Below are 15,662 nucleotides of genomic sequence, written 5' to 3' on the forward strand. Positions count from 1 at the left end.
CCGCTAGGCTGCAGGAATGCAGAATGACCGGGCCACGCTGGACAAGCGGAGGGCGGACGTGCAGCGGATGTTCGACGCCGTCGCGCACCGCTACGACCTCATGAACTCGATCATGTCGCTCGGCCAGGACCGGGCCTGGCGCCGGGCCACGGTCGACGCCATCGCCCCGCGGCCCGGCGAACACGTCCTGGATCTGGCCGCCGGGACTGCGAAGTCGTCGGCCGCGATCGCTGAACGCGGGGCGCGGGTCACGGCGGCGGATCTCTCCTACGGCATGCTGCACGAGGGCCGGGCCAACTTCCCCTTCCTGGACTTCGTCAACGCCGACGGCATGGCGTTGCCGTTCGAGGACGACACGTTCGACGCCGTGACGATCAGCTACGGGCTGCGCAACATCGAGGACACCACCGCCGCGCTCAGGGAGATGCTGCGCGTCACCAGGCCGGGGGGCCGGCTGGTCGTCAACGAGTTCTCGACGCCGACGCACCCGGCCTTCCGGAGCCTGTACACCACCTATCTCCCCAGGGCGCTGCCGCTGATGGCCCGCCTGTCGAGCAACCGCGCGGCGTACGAGTACCTGGCCGAGTCAATCCTGGCCTGGCCGGACCAGCGGACCCTCGCCGGGCTCATGACCGCCGCCGGATGGGTCGACGTCGAGTGGCGGGACCTCACCGGGGGCATCGTCGCGCTGCACCGCGCCCGGAAGGCCTGAGGTGGGGGGCTTCGTCCTCGACGCGTACGCGGCCCGCAGCTGCCCGGTGAAGACGTTCCACACCTTCGACCCGACGGTGGCCAAGCCGGAGGAGCCCATCGACGAGTCGCTGCGCGAGTTGTTCCAGGGCGGGTCGGACTTCCGCGACGAGGTGCTCGCGCGGCTGGTGGAGACGCCGGGTGCGGTGGACCTGCGTGGGCTCCATGCCGCCGGCGCCTCCTGGGAGGAGCGCGAGGAGGCCTGCCTCGCGGCCATGGCCGCCCGGGCGCCGGTCGTCGTCGGCGGGGTCCTGCCCCTGGACCTCGACGGGCACCGCAGCGGGCGGCCGGACGCGCTGGTCCGTGGCGCCGACACCGCCGCCGGGACCCCCGGCTACCACCCGCTGAAGGTCAAGCCCTATCGCGTCCGGGAGAAGCAGATGGGCGCCACGACGCTCAGCTGGTCGCCCCTGGAGGACGTGGGGCGCCGCGCCGTCTTGCCCGATCAGCGGTACCGGGTCTACCGGGAGGGGGCCCTGCTGGAACTGGCGCACCACTGGCGGCTGCTGGAGTCGTGCGGCTTCGCCTCGGGAGAGCCGGTCGCCGCCGTCGTCGGTGACGACCGTGGCCCCGACGGCGCGCCGGCGGCCACCTGGGTGGATCTCAGCCACAAGTTCATCCGCACCTACTCCCGGACCGCAGGGCACAAGCTGCGCTCGGCGTTCGAGCGGTACGACCACGAGCACCGCTTCCGCGTCCACGTGGCGGAGGAGGCGGCCGCGCGCACCGGCGTCGACGATCCGCCGCCCGTCGTGCGGCCCATTCGGGTCAAGGAGTGCGAGTGGTGCTCGTGGTGGCAGGTGTGCCGCCCGCGCATCGACGACGACGACCTGTCGCTGCGGCTCTCCAAGGCGCCGCTCGACGTGCGGGAGCTCCAGACGCTCCTGAGCCTGGGGCTCTCCACGGTCGCGCAGCTCGCGGAGGCGGACGTCGATGCGCTTCTCCCCCGTTACCTGCCGCACACCGGACACCGCGACCGAGCGGAACAGCGCCTGCGGCAGGCGGCGACCCGCGCCCGGATGCTTGCCCGTGGGGTGGAACTCGAGCGGGTGAGTGTGGACGCCATCGGCGTGCCGCGCTCCGCCGTCGAGGTGGACCTGGACATCGAGACCTCCGACGACGGCACCGTGTACCTGTGGGGCGCGCTGCTCACGGTGGACGGCGAGTCGAGTTATCACGAGTTCAGCCGCTTCGAGGCCGGCGGCGGCTGCCGCGAGGTGCAACTGGCCGAGCAGTTCGCGGACTGGCTGGCGGGCGTCGTGTCCCGACACCCGGAGGCGCTCGTGTTCCACTACTCCGACTACGAGACGGTCCATCTCAGGCGCCTGGCAGAGCGCAGCGGCAGCGGTGTCCTGCTGGCGGCCTGCGACCTGATCCACGACCACTTCGTCGACCTGTTCAGCTTCGTCCGCGACAACTTCGTGGGCGTGGACGGCCTCGGTTTGAAGATCGTGGCGACGCGCGGGGCGGGCTTCGCGTGGCGCGACGAGGAGCCGGGCGGGCTGGCGTCGCAGACCTGGTTCGCCGAGGCCGTCGCCGGCGGGACCGCCGAGCAGCGCGACGCCGCCCGGAGGCGCGTCCTGCAGTACAACGAGGACGACGTGCGGGCCACCTTGGCGGTGCGGCGCTGGCTGACCGGCCTCGACGAGGCAGGAGCCTGAGTCAGGGTCGGGGGACGCGCGCCACGATGAGCTCGGCGTCCCCTGCCCAGGCGGCCGTGAACTCCGCCGGGGACGCCGCGTCGACGGCGCGCCACCCGAGCGCTCGGCCCACGGCCACGAGGTCGACGCCCTGGGGCGTGGCGAACACTCGTTCGAAGCTGTCCGCGTAGTCCGGCGCGCCCTGTTCCAGGCCGTGGAAGATCGAGCCCCCGCCGTCGTCGGCCACGACGATCCGCAGGCGCGCCCGCGGCTCGCCCGGAGGGCGGACGAGGGCGCCGAGGTCGTGCTGCAGGGTGAGGTCGCCCAGCAGGACGGTGGTGGGGCGGCCGCCGGCGAGCCCGATGCCGGTCGCGGTCGCGACGGTGCCGTCGATGCCGGCCAGTCCCCGGTTGGCGAAGACCCGCGGCGGCGCGGCGGGGATCGGCGACAGGTCGGCGGCCCGGATGATCGAGCTGGACCCCAGCACGAGGTCGTCGGCCGGGCCCAGCGCGGCGAGGACCAGGTCGGCGACGTGCCGGCGCGTGAAGCCGGGCCCGGCGCCGCTGCGGTCGGCGTCGCGCCAGGTACGCAGCCAGGAGTCTGGTTGGTCGCCCAGGAGGACCCGGTCCGCGACCATGGTCGCGCGGTGTCCCGGGTCCGGCCAGGTGGCCGTCGCCGCGACCACGACCACCTCGACGTCCGAGCGCGACAGCAGCGCGGTGACCGGCCGCGACAACGTGGGATGGCCGACGACGACCACCCGCTCGATCGCCCCACCGAGGTCGGCCAGGAGGTCCCGGTAGCCGGCGATGGCATTCGGGCCGCTGCGGGCGTTGGACGACGGTTCGGCCAACAGGGGTGCGCCCGCAACCTCGGCGAGCGCGCGGGCCTCGGCCCCGACGGCGGGTGGAGCGTCGCCGGCCAGGACGACCGTTCGGCGCCCGTCCAACTCCGCGACGCTGTGGCCGGCCGAGCGGGCCACGTCGAAGCGTCGCTCCTCGGGCTCGGGCAGCAGCCCCACCAGCGGCGCCGCGAACTCGAGGTTGAGCTGGACCGGGCCGGGTTGGCGCGTGCGGTGCCCGGTGGCGGCCGTCACGGCGCGTTGCACGCCCGTGGCCCACGCGGCGGCGTCCCCGGACTCGGAGGACAGCCTGACGACCCCGAGCGCTGACGGGCCGAAGGCCCCGACCTGGTCCGCCGTCTGATTGGCCCCGGTACCGACCAGGTGAGCTGGCCGGTCCGCCGTGATGAGGAGGAGGGGAACCCCGGCGGCGCGGGCCTCCATGGCGGCGGGCGCCAGGTTGGCCACGGCCGTGCCGGAGGTCGTCACGACGGCGGCCGGCCGCCCGGACTCCTTGGCGAGTCCGAGCGCCGTGAAGCCCGCGACTCGCTCGTCGAGCCGGACGTGGAGCCGTAGGCGGCCGTCGCGGTCGGCCCGGTCCACCGCCAGGGCGAGGGCGGCGCTGCGGGAGCCGGGCGCGAGCACGACGTCGGTGACGCCCAGGCCGACGAGGGCGTCGACGACCACGGACCCGAGTTCGATGCTGCTCACCGCTCCTCCTCCACGAGGCGCCTGACGCGCTGCCACCGATCCAACCAGAAGGCCGTCACGACCGGGGGCGCCGCGTGGCGGACCAGCAGGTCGGGCGACACCGCGACGTCTCGGACGCGCAGCACGCCTGCGTCCGGGACGAGGGGCTCGGCCACGACGTCGCCGGCCAGGAGGCGGGCCGTCTCGAGCCCGCAGGCCAGGTCGAGCGTGGGCAGCGCGGCGGCCAGCGCGAGCCCGGCCCGCAGCCCGACCGACGTCTCGACGGCGCTCGACACGACGACAGGCAGGTCGAGCTCGGCGGCCAGCCGCAGGCAGGCGCGCACGCCGCCGAGGGGTTGCACCTTGAGGATCGCGATGTCGGCGGCCCCGGCGTCGCGGACGCGCAGGGGGTCGTCGGCGCGCCGGATGGACTCGTCGGCGGCGATCGGCACCCCCAGCCCGCTCGCGCGCAACGCGGCGAGGTCGTCGACGGTGGCGCACGGCTGCTCCGCGTACTCCAGCCCGTACGGTGCGAGTGCCGCCATGGCGGCGCGGGCCTCGGCCAGCGTCCAGCCGCCGTTGGCGTCGACCCGGAGGCGCGCCTCCGGCAGCGCGGCCCGGACGGCCGCCACGCGGGCCACGTCGTCGGCCAGGTCCTGCCCGGGCGCGGCAACCTTGATCTTGACGGTGCCGCAGCCCGAGGCCACCGCCCTGGCCGCCGCCTCAGCGGGGGGCAGGGCCGGCACGATGCCGTTGACGGGGACCGAGCCGCGCACCGGAGCCGGGTGGCCGAGTTCCGCGGCCTCGAGCGTGGCGCGCAGCCAGGCTGCGGCCTCGGCATCGTCGTACTCGGGGAAGGGGCTCCACTCGGCCCAGCCCGCCGAACCCTCGACGAGGATTCCGGTGCGCCGCGTCAGCCCGCGGAACGGCACCCGCAGCGCGATGTCGTAGACGAACGGCGTCATCCGACCAGGGATCCGACGAGCAGGCCGGCCGCGATGCCGATCTCAGCGAAACCGGTCGCCGGGATGACGGGGATGAGCTCGCGGCCCGTGGCGCCGCCGAGCACCCGGCGCAGCGGGTCGGCCAGCACGACGGCGCCCGCGAGCGCGAGGAGCGCCCACCACGTCGTGAGGGCGGCGTAGCCGACCACGGCCGCCACCGCGACCAGGACCAGCAGCGCGAAGAACCGGCGGGTGGCGCGGTCGCCCAGGCGCGCGGGGAGCGTCATCTTGCCGGCGACCCGGTCCGTGGCGATGTCACGGAGGTTGTTGGCGACGAGGATCGCGCTGGCCAGCACGCCGACGGCCGTCGCGGCCAGCCAGAGGTGTGCCGGCGCGACGCCGGCGATGACGTAGCCGGTGCCGACGGTGGCCACCAGCCCGAAGAACACGAAGACCATGACCTCGCCGAGTCCGAGGTAGCCGTACGGTCGGCTGCCGCCGGTGTAGTACCAGGCGGCGAGGATGCACAGGATCCCGACCAGGAGGAGCCACCAGTGGCCGCTCAGCGCCACCACCGCGAGGCCCGCGACGCCCGCGACGCCGAAGGCGAGGAAGGCGGCGCGCTTGACGGCCGCCGGGGTGGCCAGGCCCGATGCGACCAGCCGCGTGGGGCCGACGCGCTGGTCGTCGGTGCCGCGGACGCCGTCGGAGTAGTCGTTGGCGTAATTGACGCCCACCTGCAGCGCGAGCGCGACGAGCAGGCACAGCGCCGCCAGCCCCCATCCGGTGTGGCCGACCGCGGCCGCGCCGGCGGTTCCGGCGAGGATGGGCGCGACGGCGGCGGGCAGGGTGCGCGGGCGGGCGCCGGCCACCCAGACGGAGAGCTTCTCGTTCATGACCGGAGCAACTCTAGGAGCTTTTCGCGGTCCGGCTTACCACCGGCGGTGCGCGGCAGCGGGTCCACACACACGAGTTGGCGCGGCAGGGCAGCCGCCGGCAGCGCGCCGCGGAGCCGGTCGCGCCATCCGGCGAGGTCGCCGCCGCGGGCGAAGAGGACCAGCCGGACGCCCCACTCGTCGTCGGCCACCGCCAGCACCTCGGTCTCGGGGTCGATGCCCGCGACCGCGCCGCGCACCGCCGCGAGGTCCACGTTGACGCCGCCCGAGATCACCACGTCGTCGAGCCGACCCTCGACGACAAGCCGGCCGCCCGGCTCGGTGTGGCCGCGGTCGCGGGTGAGGACGGCGCCGTCGACGAGCGCCTCCGCCGTGAGATCGGGGCGGTCGAGGTAGCCGCGGAACAGGGTGGGGCCGGCGATCGCGATCCGGCCCTCCGGGCCGAGGCGGACGTCGACGCCCGGCAGCGGGACGCCGTCCCACACCACTCCCCCGCAGGTCTCGCTCATGCCGTAAGTCGAGACGACGGGGACGCCTGCGGCCTCCGCGCGTGCCCGCAGACCGCGGTCCAGCGCGGCCCCGCCGACGAGCACGGCGTCGAAGTGGGCGAGGACGGCGGCGCGCTCCGGGTCGCCTAGTGCGCGGTACAGCTGGGTGGGGACGAGGGAGACGGCGTTGTGGCCGGGGGCCGGCGTGAGGTCGGCCAGGGACGGGTCGGCGCCGCGCACCCCGCCGCCCAGCACCCCGCGGACCAGCACCATCAGGCCGGCCACGTAGCGGGGACTCAGCGCCAGGTGCCAGGTGGGGGCGAACCCGAGCCGTTGGTGGGCGGCGTCGGCGGCCGCGGCGAGGGCCTCGCGCGGCAGGATGACGCGTTTGGCCGACCCCGTGCTGCCGGAGGTCCCCACCACCGCGGTGCCGGGCGGGGCCTCGCCCGGCCCGTCGGCCAGCCACAGGCCGTCGCCGCCCGCGAGCATCCCGGTCACCGCCGCCACCCACTGCTCCACGTCGCCACCCTAGGCCACCGTGCGGCGCGGGTAGGATGGCGGAGTGGCCCGGGTCCTGCTGATCATCGCAATCGTGATGCTGACCGTGTACTGCGTCGTCGAGGTGGCGCAGTCGCGGGGCTACCGCGTGCGTGCAATGCCACGCTGGCTGTGGGCTTTCGCCGTCATCGCCGTGCCTGTCGTGGGCCCCGTCGCCTGGCTGCTGCTGGGCCGCCCGGTCAAGGACCACCCACGGCTGGATCGCGGGCCCAGCGCCCCGGACGACGACGAGGATTTCCTCCGCGGCCTGCGCTGACGCGCAGCCCGGACACCTGCCCCGCCGACGCCGGGGCCGTAGACTGAGCCGTCGTCCAGAATCGAGAGAGGACCCCGATGGGTGGAGTGAACGCCGTGGCCGCATGGCTGGGCGACTGCGCGCGCGAGTTCGCCCGCCGTGCCGATGAGTTGGACGAGCTGGACCGGCTGCTGGGCGACGCCGATCACGGCACCAACATGCGCCGCGGGACCGAGGCGGCCGGCGCCATCGACCTCAGCGAGACCCGCACCGCGGCCGAGGCGCTGCGGAAGGTCGGCATGGCCCTGGTCAGCACCGTCGGCGGGGCATCGGGCCCGCTGTTCGGCACCTTCTTCCTGCGGACAGGGGCCGCCTGGCCGAGCCAGGTGACCACCGCCGGCGTCGCGCGCGCCATGCGCGCCGGTCTCGACGCCGTCGTCATCCGCGGCCGCGCGCGGGAGGGCGACAAGACCATGGTCGACGCGCTCGCCCCCGCGGTCCGGGCGCTGGAGTCCGCCGCCGCGGCTGGCCAGGACCTCTCCGAAGCGCTGCCGGCGGCCGCCGCCGCCGCCGAGCGCGGCCGCGACGCCACCCGCGACATGGTCGCCCGCCGGGGCCGCGCCGCGTTGAAGGCGGACACCTCCGTCGGCGTCATCGACCCGGGAGCCGTGTCCGTCGCCATCATCGTGACGACGGCCGCCACGCACGTCCGCTGAGCGGTTCTCGCGCCGCCCGCCCCCGGCCGGGCTGCGGGGCGTCGCGGCGCACTACGCTGGCGCCGTGAGCGTCGACACCCCTCGTAAGGCAGTCATCCTCGCCCGCGGTCTGGGCTCCCGCATGCGGAAGGAGGCCGACGGCGTCGCGCTGGACGCGGCGCAGGCGCGGGCCGCCGACGCCGGGGTCAAGGCCATGATCTCGGTGGGCCGCCCCTTCCTCGACCACGTCATCTCCGCGCTCGCCGACGCCGGCTTCACGGACGTCTGCCTCGTCATCGGCCCCGAGCACGGGATGATCCGCGACTACTACGACGGCCTCGAGACCTCCCGCGTCACCATCCACTACGCGGTGCAGGCAGAGCCCCGCGGCACTGCCGACGCCCTGCTGGCGGCCGAGGAGTTCGCCGGCGAGGACCGGATCCTGGTGATCAACTCCGACAACTACTACCCCGCAGAGGCGCTGCGGATGCTGGCCGACGCTCCCGGCTCGGCGCTGGTCGGGTTCGACCGCGCGGCGCTGGTGGCCGGGTCCAACATCCCGGCCGACCGGATCGCCGCGTTCGCGCTCGCCACCGTCGACGCCGAGGGGAACCTCGCAGAGCTCGGCGAGAAGCCGGACGCCGACACGCTCGCCCGCCTCGGCGGCCATGCCCTCGTGTCGATGAACTGCTGGCTCTGCTCACCCGCGATCTTCCCGGCCGCCCGCGCCATCGAGCCGTCCGCGCGCGGCGAGTACGAGATCACCGACGCCGTCCGCCGGGCCATCGCCGACGGCGACCCCTACCGCGTGGTGCGCGCCGCCGTCGGCGTCCTCGACATGTCCAGCCGCGGCGACATCTCGTCGGTCGTGGCGGCCCTCGGGGACCGCGAGGTGCGGCTGTGACGTGGTTCGTGCCCGGCCGGCTGGAGGTGCTGGGCAAGCACACGGACTACGCGGGCGGCAGTTCGCTGCTCGCCGCCGTCGACCGCGGGGTGACCGTCAGTCTGTCGGACGGGGACTCGGGCGTGACGGCCACCTCCACGGCGCTGCCCGGGGAGTTGCGCCTGGCCGCCGGCGCCTCCCCCGCGCTGCCGCCCGGGCACTGGGGCCACTACGTGCAGTCGGTGCTCGACCGCCTGGCCCTCAACTTCGGCGACCTGCGCCCGGCGCGCCTGGTCGTCGACTCCGACCTGCCGCTCGCCTCGGGGATGAGCTCGTCGTCGGCGCTCGTGGTGGCCGTCGCGCTGGCGCTGATCGACCACAACGGGCTCCGCGATCGGGACGAGTGGCGCTCCGCCATCGCCGACGACATCGACCTGGCCGGGTATCTCGCGACCATGGAGAACGGGCTGAGCTTCGGCCCGCTGGAGGGCCGCCGCGGCGTCGGGACCTTCGGCGGCTCCGAGGACCATACGGCGATGCTGTGCTGCCGGGAGGGCCGGCTCAGTGAGTTCGCCTTCTGTCCCATCGTCGAGCGAGGCTCGGTCCCGATGCCCGAGGGCTGGTCGTTCGTCGTCGCGGTATCGGGCGTCCTGGCCGAGAAGACCGGGGCGGCGCTGGAGGCCTACAACGAGGCCTCGGCACTCGCCCGGGAGATCGTCGACGAGTGGAACGACGTCATGGGCCGCTCGGACGCCACGCTGGCCGACGCCCTCGCCAGCGGGGAGGACGCGATGCTGGCGCTTGAGGCCATCACGGAACACGACGAGTGGTGGTCCGACCGGCTGCGCGCGTTCCTCACCGAGTCGACCGTCGCCATCCCGCGCGCCCTGGCCGCGCTGCGCTCGGGGGACGTCGCCGCTTTCGGGGCCGCCGCAGACCTGTCCCACCGCACCGCCGATGAAGCCCTCGGCAACCAGATCCCCGAGACCAACCGGCTGCAGGCGCTGGCCCGCGCCCTGGGCGCGCCCGCGGCGTCCGGGTTCGGCGCCGGCTTCGGCGGCTCAGTGTGGGCCATGGCCCCGACCGCGGACGCCGACGGCTTCGCCGCCGAGTGGCTCGCCCGCTACCTGGCCGAGTTCCCTGACGCCGCCGCACGGGCGACGACGCTGGTCACACGACCCGGTCCGCCGGCCCACCGGGTCTGATCGAGCGGAAGCGGCATGGGGTCCCCGACGATGCGCGCGGCGCGCCTGGCCTCGGAACTCCGCCGCGCCCGGCACGCGGCGGGCGACTGGACGGTCGCGGCGCGGGACATGGCCGCGGCCCTCTGGTCGCGCCGTCGCTGGCACCCCGAGTCCGCGAGCGACCCGGGACCGGCGTGCGCCGACATCACCGTCGTGCTGCTGCCCGGCATCCTCGAGCCGTGGAGCTACCTGGCGCCGCTCGCGCGCTGGCTCGGGCGGCGGGGGCACCGGGTCGAGTTCGTGGAGACCCTCGGGTGGAACGACGCCGACCTGGAACAGTCCGCCGAGCGCTGCCTCGGCGTGTTGCGGGAGCGTGGGCTGCGACGGGTGGTTCTGGTCGCGCACTCCAAGGGTGGGCTGATCGGGAAGGCGGTCCTGCTGCGTCAGGGCGACGAGGACCTGGCCGTCGGGCTGGTCGCGGTGGCGACCCCGTTCGGCGGCTCGAGCGTCGGCCGTCGGCTGCACCGCCTCGTGGCCCGCTCGCCGCTGGGCCTCTTTTCACCGGGGAACGCGGTCTTGGGCGGGCTGGCGGCCGAGTTGGCGGTCAACGCGCGCATCGTGTCACTGGCCCCGGCCTGGGACCAGGTGATCCCCGACGGCTCGCACCTGACCGGCGCCACCAACGTCGACCTCGCCGTCGGCGGCCACTTCCGGCCGCTGCGCGACGAGGCGGTATGGCGCCTCATCCACGAGCATGCGCACCGCCGGGCCGAGGACGCGCCCGAGGGACCTAGTCGATGTGGATGTCCTCGTAGCTGCGAGGATCCTCGATCGGTTCGAGGTGGCCGATGACGCGCAGCTCGGTGTACTCGCTGCGGATGAGGTCGATGAGGTCCTCCATCGCGTCGTGGCCGCGCTGCACGGACCAGGCGCCCGGGACCAGCATATGGAACTCCATGAACGCGCGCGCCCCCGAGATGCGGGTGCGGAAGGCGTGGAAGTGCACCTCGTCGGATTCGTGGTCGGTGAGGATCTGCCGCAGCCGGGCGTTGTCCTCCTTCGGCAGGGACTCGTCCATGAGCCCCGAGGCCGACTCGGAGACGAACCGCCACCCGGTCCACAGGATGTTGATGCCCACGAGGAGCGCGACGACGGGGTCCAGCCAGTTCCAGCCCGTGACGCCCACCAGCACCACGCCGACGACGACGCCCGCCGACGTGACGAGGTCGGTGAACAGGTGGTGGGCGTCCGCGCGCAGGGTGATGGAGTTGTAGCGGCGCCCCGCGCGCAGCAGCACCCAGGCGACGGCGCCGTTGACGAGCGCCGCGACGACCGAGATGACCAGGCCGATGCCGATCTCCTCCAGCGGCCGCGGCACGATGAGGCGTTCTATGGCGAAGCCGACGATGGCCGCGGCGGCCACGAAGATCATCACGCCCTCGATGGCAGACGAGAAGTACTCGGCCTTGGAGTGGCCGAAGTGGTGATTCTTGTCAGCCGGGCGGGCCGCCACCCGCAGCGCGAACAGCGCCACCACGGCCGCGATGAGGTTGACCACCGATTCGGCCGCGTCGGACAGCAGGCCGACCGACCCGGTCACCCACCAGGCGGCCGTCTTCAGCGCGATGGTCGCCAGCGCGGCCGCGATGGAGAGCCAGGCGAACTTCGTCAGATCGACGCGGGGCTGGGACATGGACTCCATTGTGCCTGTCCCCCGCCCCGGCGGCCAATCCGACTCAGCGCGCCATGAGGTTGGTGATGTCCCCGCCCTCGCGCAGCGCTGCGACGTTCGCCTCGATGAGGCGCTCGGCGCGCTGCGGCCGCCCGCTGGCGACGTGCGGGGTGATGATCACCGACGGCTCGTCCCACAGCGGTGACGACTCGGGCAGCGGCTCGACCGCCGTGACGTCGAGGGCGGCGCCGGCCACGTGGCCGGACCGCAGCGCCGCCAGCAACGCGTCCTCGTCCACCGTGGTCCCACGCCCCACGTTGACGACCAGCGCCGACGGCTTGAGCTGCTTGAGCCGCTTGGCGTTGAGGGCGGCGTGGGTCGACTCGTCGCGGGGCAGGATCATGATGAGGACGTCGGTGCGGCCCAGCACTTCGGGCAGCGAGTCCTCGGCGACGACGTCGAAGCCGTGCCGTGGCCCGGCCGAGCGGGCGACGCCGGTGACCCAGGCGCCCATGCCGCGCAGCAGCGGAGCGAGCCGCGACGCGATGGACCCGAACCCCCACACCGTCACCTGGGCGCCCTCCAGCGAGATGACGCGCCCGTCGTGCGCGCGCTCCAGCATGGCGCCGCCCAGGACCGCGTCCCACGCGTGCTCGCGCTGCCGCCGCATCGCGAGCGGGAGCATGCGCACCAGCGCCAGCGTCAGCGCCAGCGCGTGCTCGGCGACCGGGCCGTCGTGCAGGCCCACGCCGCTGGCCAGCGCCACGTCCGGCGCGAATCCGGCGGCTCGGAGGATGTCGGGGCCGGCGAGGAGGCCCTGCACGAGCCTCAGGTGGCGCATGCGGCGCGCCGCGTCGGTGAGGACGTCGAGCGGCTGGCCCCACACGACGAGCACCTCGGCGTCGACGTGCTCCTCGGGCACCGGCTCCCCCGCCGCGATGACGACGACGTCGGCGTCGTCGATGTGCGGCAGCGCTCCGCGGTAGGCATCGGGAACAAGGATCTTCATGGCTGTGGTTGACCTCCATCGGCGGGTGACCCCAGCATGGCACAGGGCGGTGGCCCCGCACGGCCGCGACTCGGTACCCTGCAGGGGTGCTGACGATGCAAGACGCCCTCCGCCGCCTCTCCGACTACTGGACCTCGAAGGGGTGCCTGACGTGGCAGCCCTTCAACACGGAGGTCGGCGCGGGGACGATGAACCCCGCCACGGTGCTGCGCGTCCTGGGCCCTGAGCCGTGGGACGTGGCCTACGTCGAGCCGTCGGTGCGCCCGGACGACTCCCGCTACGGCGAGAACCCGAACCGGCTGCAGATGCACACGCAGTTCCAGGTCATCCTCAAGCCCGAGCCGGGCGACCCGCAGGAGCTGTACCTCGGCTCCCTCGAGGCGCTGGGCATCGACCTGGCCAAACACGACGTGCGCTTCGTCGAGGACAACTGGGCGCAGCCCGCCATCGGCGCGTGGGGCCTGGGGTGGGAGGTGTGGCTCGACGGGATGGAGATCACGCAGTTCACCTACTTCCAGCAGGTGGGCGGCCAGAACCTCGACCCGATCCCGGTGGAGCTGACCTACGGCGTCGAGCGCATCCTCATGGCCCAGCAGGGCGTCACGCACTTCAAGGACATCGTCTACTCCGTCGCCTCCGACGGCCGGCCCGTCACGTACGGCGAGGCCTTCGGCCAGCAGGAGTACGAGATGAGCCGCTACTACCTCGACGACGCCGACGTCGAGGCCAACCGGCGGCTGTACGAGACCTATGTCGCGGAGGCGACGCGCATGGTCGAGGCCCGGCTCCCGGTGCCCGCGCACGGCTACATCCTCAAGTCCAGCCACGCCTTCAACGTGCTCGACGCGCGCGGCGCCATCTCCACCACCGAGCGGGCGAAGGCGTTCGCGACGATGCGCCGCCTCATGCGCGACACCGCGGCCCTGTGGATCGAGCGCCGCGAGGAGCTGGGCTTCCCGCTGCTGCGCGAGCCGAAGGCCGTCGAGCCCGCCGCCGAGGAGTCCGTGGATCGGGCCGCGCTGGGCGACGCGCCGCGCACGCTGGCGTTCGAGATCGGCGTCGAGGAACTGCCGCCGCACGTGGTGCCGCAGACGGTCGACGCGGTGCGCGAGGCACTCACCGCGAAGCTCGCCGCCACCCGCCTGGAGTACGGCGCCATCACCGTCGACGGCACGCCGCGCCGCATCGTCGCGGTGGTCGAGGGCCTCGCCGCATCGGAGCCGGACGCCGAGCAGCTGCGCAAGGGCCCGAAGTGGGCCGCCGCGTTCGACGCCGACGGCAAGCCCACCAAGGCGCTCGAGGGCTTCATGCGGGGCCAGGGCGTCGACGCGTCGCAGGTGGTCAAGGCCGAGATCGGCGGGCAGGAGCACGCCGCCGTCGCCGCGACCGTGGCCGGGCGCCACGTGCTCGACGTCGCGGGCCAGGCCATCGCGGACATCGTCGGCGGGCTGCGCGCGGAGAAGAACATGCGCTGGAACGACGCGTCGCTGTCGTTCTCGCGGGCCATCCGCTGGCTGGTCGCGCTGTGGGGCGAGGCCGTCGTCCCCGTGTCCGTGTCCGGGCTCACGGCCGGGCGCCGCACCTACCTGCAGCGCCCCGTCGGGGACCAGGCCACGTCCGGGGTCCGCCCCGACGGCGCCCGCGTCGGCTGGGTCCATGTGGCGTCCGCGGACGAGCTGACCCGCACCATCGCGGACGGTGCCATCACGCTGTCTACCGCGGAGCGCCGCGCGTCGGTCGTCGCGCAGGCCGAGGCGCTGGCCGCCGGGGTGGGCGGCACGGTCGACGTCGAGGCCGACGCGGCCGTCGTCGACGAGATCACCAACCTCGTCGAGGACCCCCGCGGCGTGCTGGGCCACTTCGACGAGCGCTACCTCGACCTGCCGGCCAGGATCCTCACCACCGTCATGCGCAAGCACCAGCGCTACCTGCCGGTCTACCGCGACGGCGCCCTGGCGCCGCACTTCGTCACCATGGCCAACGGGCTGTGCGATGACGATACGGTGCGGGCGGGCAACGAGTCCGTCATCCGCGCCCGCTACGAGGACGCGCTGTTCTTCTGGAACGCGGACCTGACGGCCGACGACGTCGAGTCGTTCGTGCCGGGGCTGGACCAGCTGACCTTCGAGGACCGGCTGGGCTCGGTGGGCATGCGCGCACGACGGATCGCCGACGTCGCGGCCCGCCTGGCCGACCGCGTGGGCCTCGCGGGCGACGAGCGTGCGACGCTGGAGCGGGCCGGCCGCCTGGCCAAGTTCGACCTCGCCACGCAGATGGTCGTGGAGATGAGCTCGCTGGCCGGGTTCATCGCCCGCGAGTACGCCGTCCGCAAGGGCGAGACGCAAGCGGTGGCGGACGCGCTGTTCGAAATGGAGCAGCCGCACACGTCGGCCGACCCGGTGCCCGCGTCGACCCCTGGCGCCCTGCTGGCCCTGGGCGACCGCTTCGACCTGCTGGCCGCGATGTTCGCGCTCGGCGCCAAGCCCACCGGATCGTCCGATCCGTTCGGCCTGCGCCGCGCCGCGCTGGGCGTGGTGCGGATCCTGCGCGAGTCCGCCGGCACGCCGCTGGAGACCCTCACCGTGCGGGCCGGCCTCGAGGATGCCGTGGCCCGGCTCGCCGAGCAGGGTGTCGCGGTCGCCGAGGACGCGGTCGACGCGGCGCTGGAGTTCACCGTCGGCCGGTTCGCGCAGCTGCTGCGCGACGAGGGCACGCCGGCGGAGCTGGTCGCGGCGATCCTGCCCGCTGCCGACGCCCCGGGCCGGGCCGCGCGCCTGCTGCGGGAGCTGGTGGCGGCCCGCGAGGACGGGCGGCTGCGTACGCTGGTGTCGACGCTGGTGCGGATCGACCGGATCCTCCCGGCGGGCACCGCGGTCGGCTACGACGCGGCGCTGCTGACGGAGCCCGCCGAGGCGGAGTTGCGCGCGGCCGTGGAGGCGGTCGCGGCCGGCTCAGCCGACGAGTCGATCCCTGCCTTGCTGGACGCCACGGGTGACGTGGTGGCGGCGGCGGACCGGTTCTTCACCGACATCCTGGTCAACGCCGAGGACCAGGCGGTCCGGGCCGCGCGTCAGGGTCTGCTGGCGTCGGTCCTGTCGCTGGCGCCGTCGGGGATCGACTGGAGGGCCTTGGACATCGCCCTCGGGTGACGGGTCGTTCGCTCAGGTCGCGGCTGCC

Annotated in this window: 14 protein-coding genes; 8 read left to right on the forward strand and 6 right to left on the reverse strand. The window is 74.2% G+C overall.

Annotated elements, in window-relative coordinates; translation table 11 throughout:
* The first annotated feature begins 16 nt into the window (after positions 1–16).
* Positions 17–712: a demethylmenaquinone methyltransferase gene (locus tag BCR15_RS12945; protein ID WP_068752634.1), complete on the forward strand. Its 696-nt coding sequence runs from the start codon at positions 17–19 to the stop codon at positions 710–712.
* Between the two features lies 1 nt (position 713).
* Positions 714–2,411 (forward strand): TM0106 family RecB-like putative nuclease, encoded by a 1,698-nt coding sequence (locus BCR15_RS12950; protein ID WP_068752635.1) that lies wholly within the window; start codon positions 714–716, stop codon positions 2,409–2,411.
* A 1-nt stretch (position 2,412) separates the two neighbouring features.
* On the opposite strand, the gene menD is transcribed toward BCR15_RS12950, so the two are convergent.
* Genes menD through BCR15_RS12970 form a run of 4 tightly spaced genes read right to left on the reverse strand, consistent with a single transcriptional unit; the run spans position 2,413 to position 6,768 of the window.
* Positions 2,413–3,942, reverse strand: coding sequence for a 2-succinyl-5-enolpyruvyl-6-hydroxy-3-cyclohexene-1-carboxylic-acid synthase (menD, locus tag BCR15_RS12955; RefSeq protein WP_068752636.1), 1,530 nt, complete (start codon positions 3,940–3,942; stop codon positions 2,413–2,415).
* Positions 3,939–4,886 (reverse strand): o-succinylbenzoate synthase, encoded by a 948-nt coding sequence (locus BCR15_RS12960; RefSeq protein WP_068752637.1) that lies wholly within the window; start codon positions 4,884–4,886, stop codon positions 3,939–3,941. Before BCR15_RS12960 ends, menD begins: the two co-directional genes overlap by 4 nt.
* On the reverse strand, positions 4,883–5,761 hold the full coding sequence (locus tag BCR15_RS12965) for a 1,4-dihydroxy-2-naphthoate polyprenyltransferase (RefSeq protein WP_068752638.1): 879 nt from the start codon (positions 5,759–5,761) through the stop codon (positions 4,883–4,885). The genes BCR15_RS12960 and BCR15_RS12965 overlap by 4 nt, the downstream gene beginning before the upstream one ends.
* Complete coding sequence (locus BCR15_RS12970) at positions 5,758–6,768, reverse strand: AMP-binding protein (protein WP_228383381.1); 1,011 nt, start codon at positions 6,766–6,768, stop codon at positions 5,758–5,760. The genes BCR15_RS12965 and BCR15_RS12970 overlap by 4 nt, the downstream gene beginning before the upstream one ends.
* Positions 6,769–6,811: 43 nt before the next feature.
* On the opposite strand from BCR15_RS12970, the gene BCR15_RS12975 reads away from it, so the two are divergent.
* The 5 genes from BCR15_RS12975 (at position 6,812) to BCR15_RS12995 (ending at position 10,656) form a co-directional block, all read left to right on the forward strand.
* Positions 6,812–7,063, forward strand: a complete 252-nt coding sequence (locus tag BCR15_RS12975; RefSeq protein WP_068752639.1) for a PLD nuclease N-terminal domain-containing protein — start codon at positions 6,812–6,814, stop codon at positions 7,061–7,063.
* A 77-nt stretch (positions 7,064–7,140) separates the two neighbouring features.
* Positions 7,141–7,758: a dihydroxyacetone kinase subunit DhaL gene (gene dhaL, locus BCR15_RS12980; protein ID WP_068752640.1), complete on the forward strand. Its 618-nt coding sequence runs from the start codon at positions 7,141–7,143 to the stop codon at positions 7,756–7,758.
* A 64-nt stretch (positions 7,759–7,822) separates the two neighbouring features.
* A complete protein-coding gene (locus BCR15_RS12985) occupies positions 7,823–8,641 on the forward strand; it encodes a nucleotidyltransferase family protein (RefSeq protein ID WP_068752641.1) in 819 nt (272 codons plus the stop codon).
* The gene (locus tag BCR15_RS12990) at positions 8,638–9,825 is read left to right on the forward strand and encodes a GHMP family kinase ATP-binding protein (protein WP_068752642.1); all 1,188 of its coding nucleotides are present in this window, start codon (positions 8,638–8,640) and stop codon (positions 9,823–9,825) included. Before BCR15_RS12985 ends, BCR15_RS12990 begins: the two co-directional genes overlap by 4 nt.
* A gap of 15 nt (positions 9,826–9,840) precedes the next feature.
* Entirely contained in the window at positions 9,841–10,656 is an 816-nt protein-coding gene (locus BCR15_RS12995) for an esterase/lipase family protein (protein ID WP_068752643.1), read from the forward strand.
* On the opposite strand, the gene BCR15_RS13000 is transcribed toward BCR15_RS12995, so the two are convergent.
* Both BCR15_RS13000 and BCR15_RS13005 read right to left on the reverse strand, forming a co-directional pair.
* On the reverse strand, positions 10,595–11,506 hold the full coding sequence (locus BCR15_RS13000; protein WP_068752644.1) for a cation diffusion facilitator family transporter: 912 nt from the start codon (positions 11,504–11,506) through the stop codon (positions 10,595–10,597). The genes BCR15_RS12995 and BCR15_RS13000 overlap by 62 nt on opposite strands.
* Positions 11,507–11,540: 34 nt before the next feature.
* Complete coding sequence (locus BCR15_RS13005; protein ID WP_068752645.1) at positions 11,541–12,485, reverse strand: NAD(P)-dependent oxidoreductase; 945 nt, start codon at positions 12,483–12,485, stop codon at positions 11,541–11,543.
* 95 nt (positions 12,486–12,580) lie between these two features.
* On the opposite strand from BCR15_RS13005, the gene BCR15_RS13010 reads away from it, so the two are divergent.
* Positions 12,581–15,634, forward strand: coding sequence for a glycine--tRNA ligase (locus tag BCR15_RS13010; RefSeq protein ID WP_256094669.1), 3,054 nt, complete (start codon positions 12,581–12,583; stop codon positions 15,632–15,634).
* Positions 15,635–15,662 lie beyond the last annotated feature (28 nt).

Source organism: Tessaracoccus lapidicaptus, from assembly GCF_001693815.1.
Classification (GTDB): domain Bacteria; phylum Actinomycetota; class Actinomycetes; order Propionibacteriales; family Propionibacteriaceae; genus Arachnia; species Arachnia lapidicapta.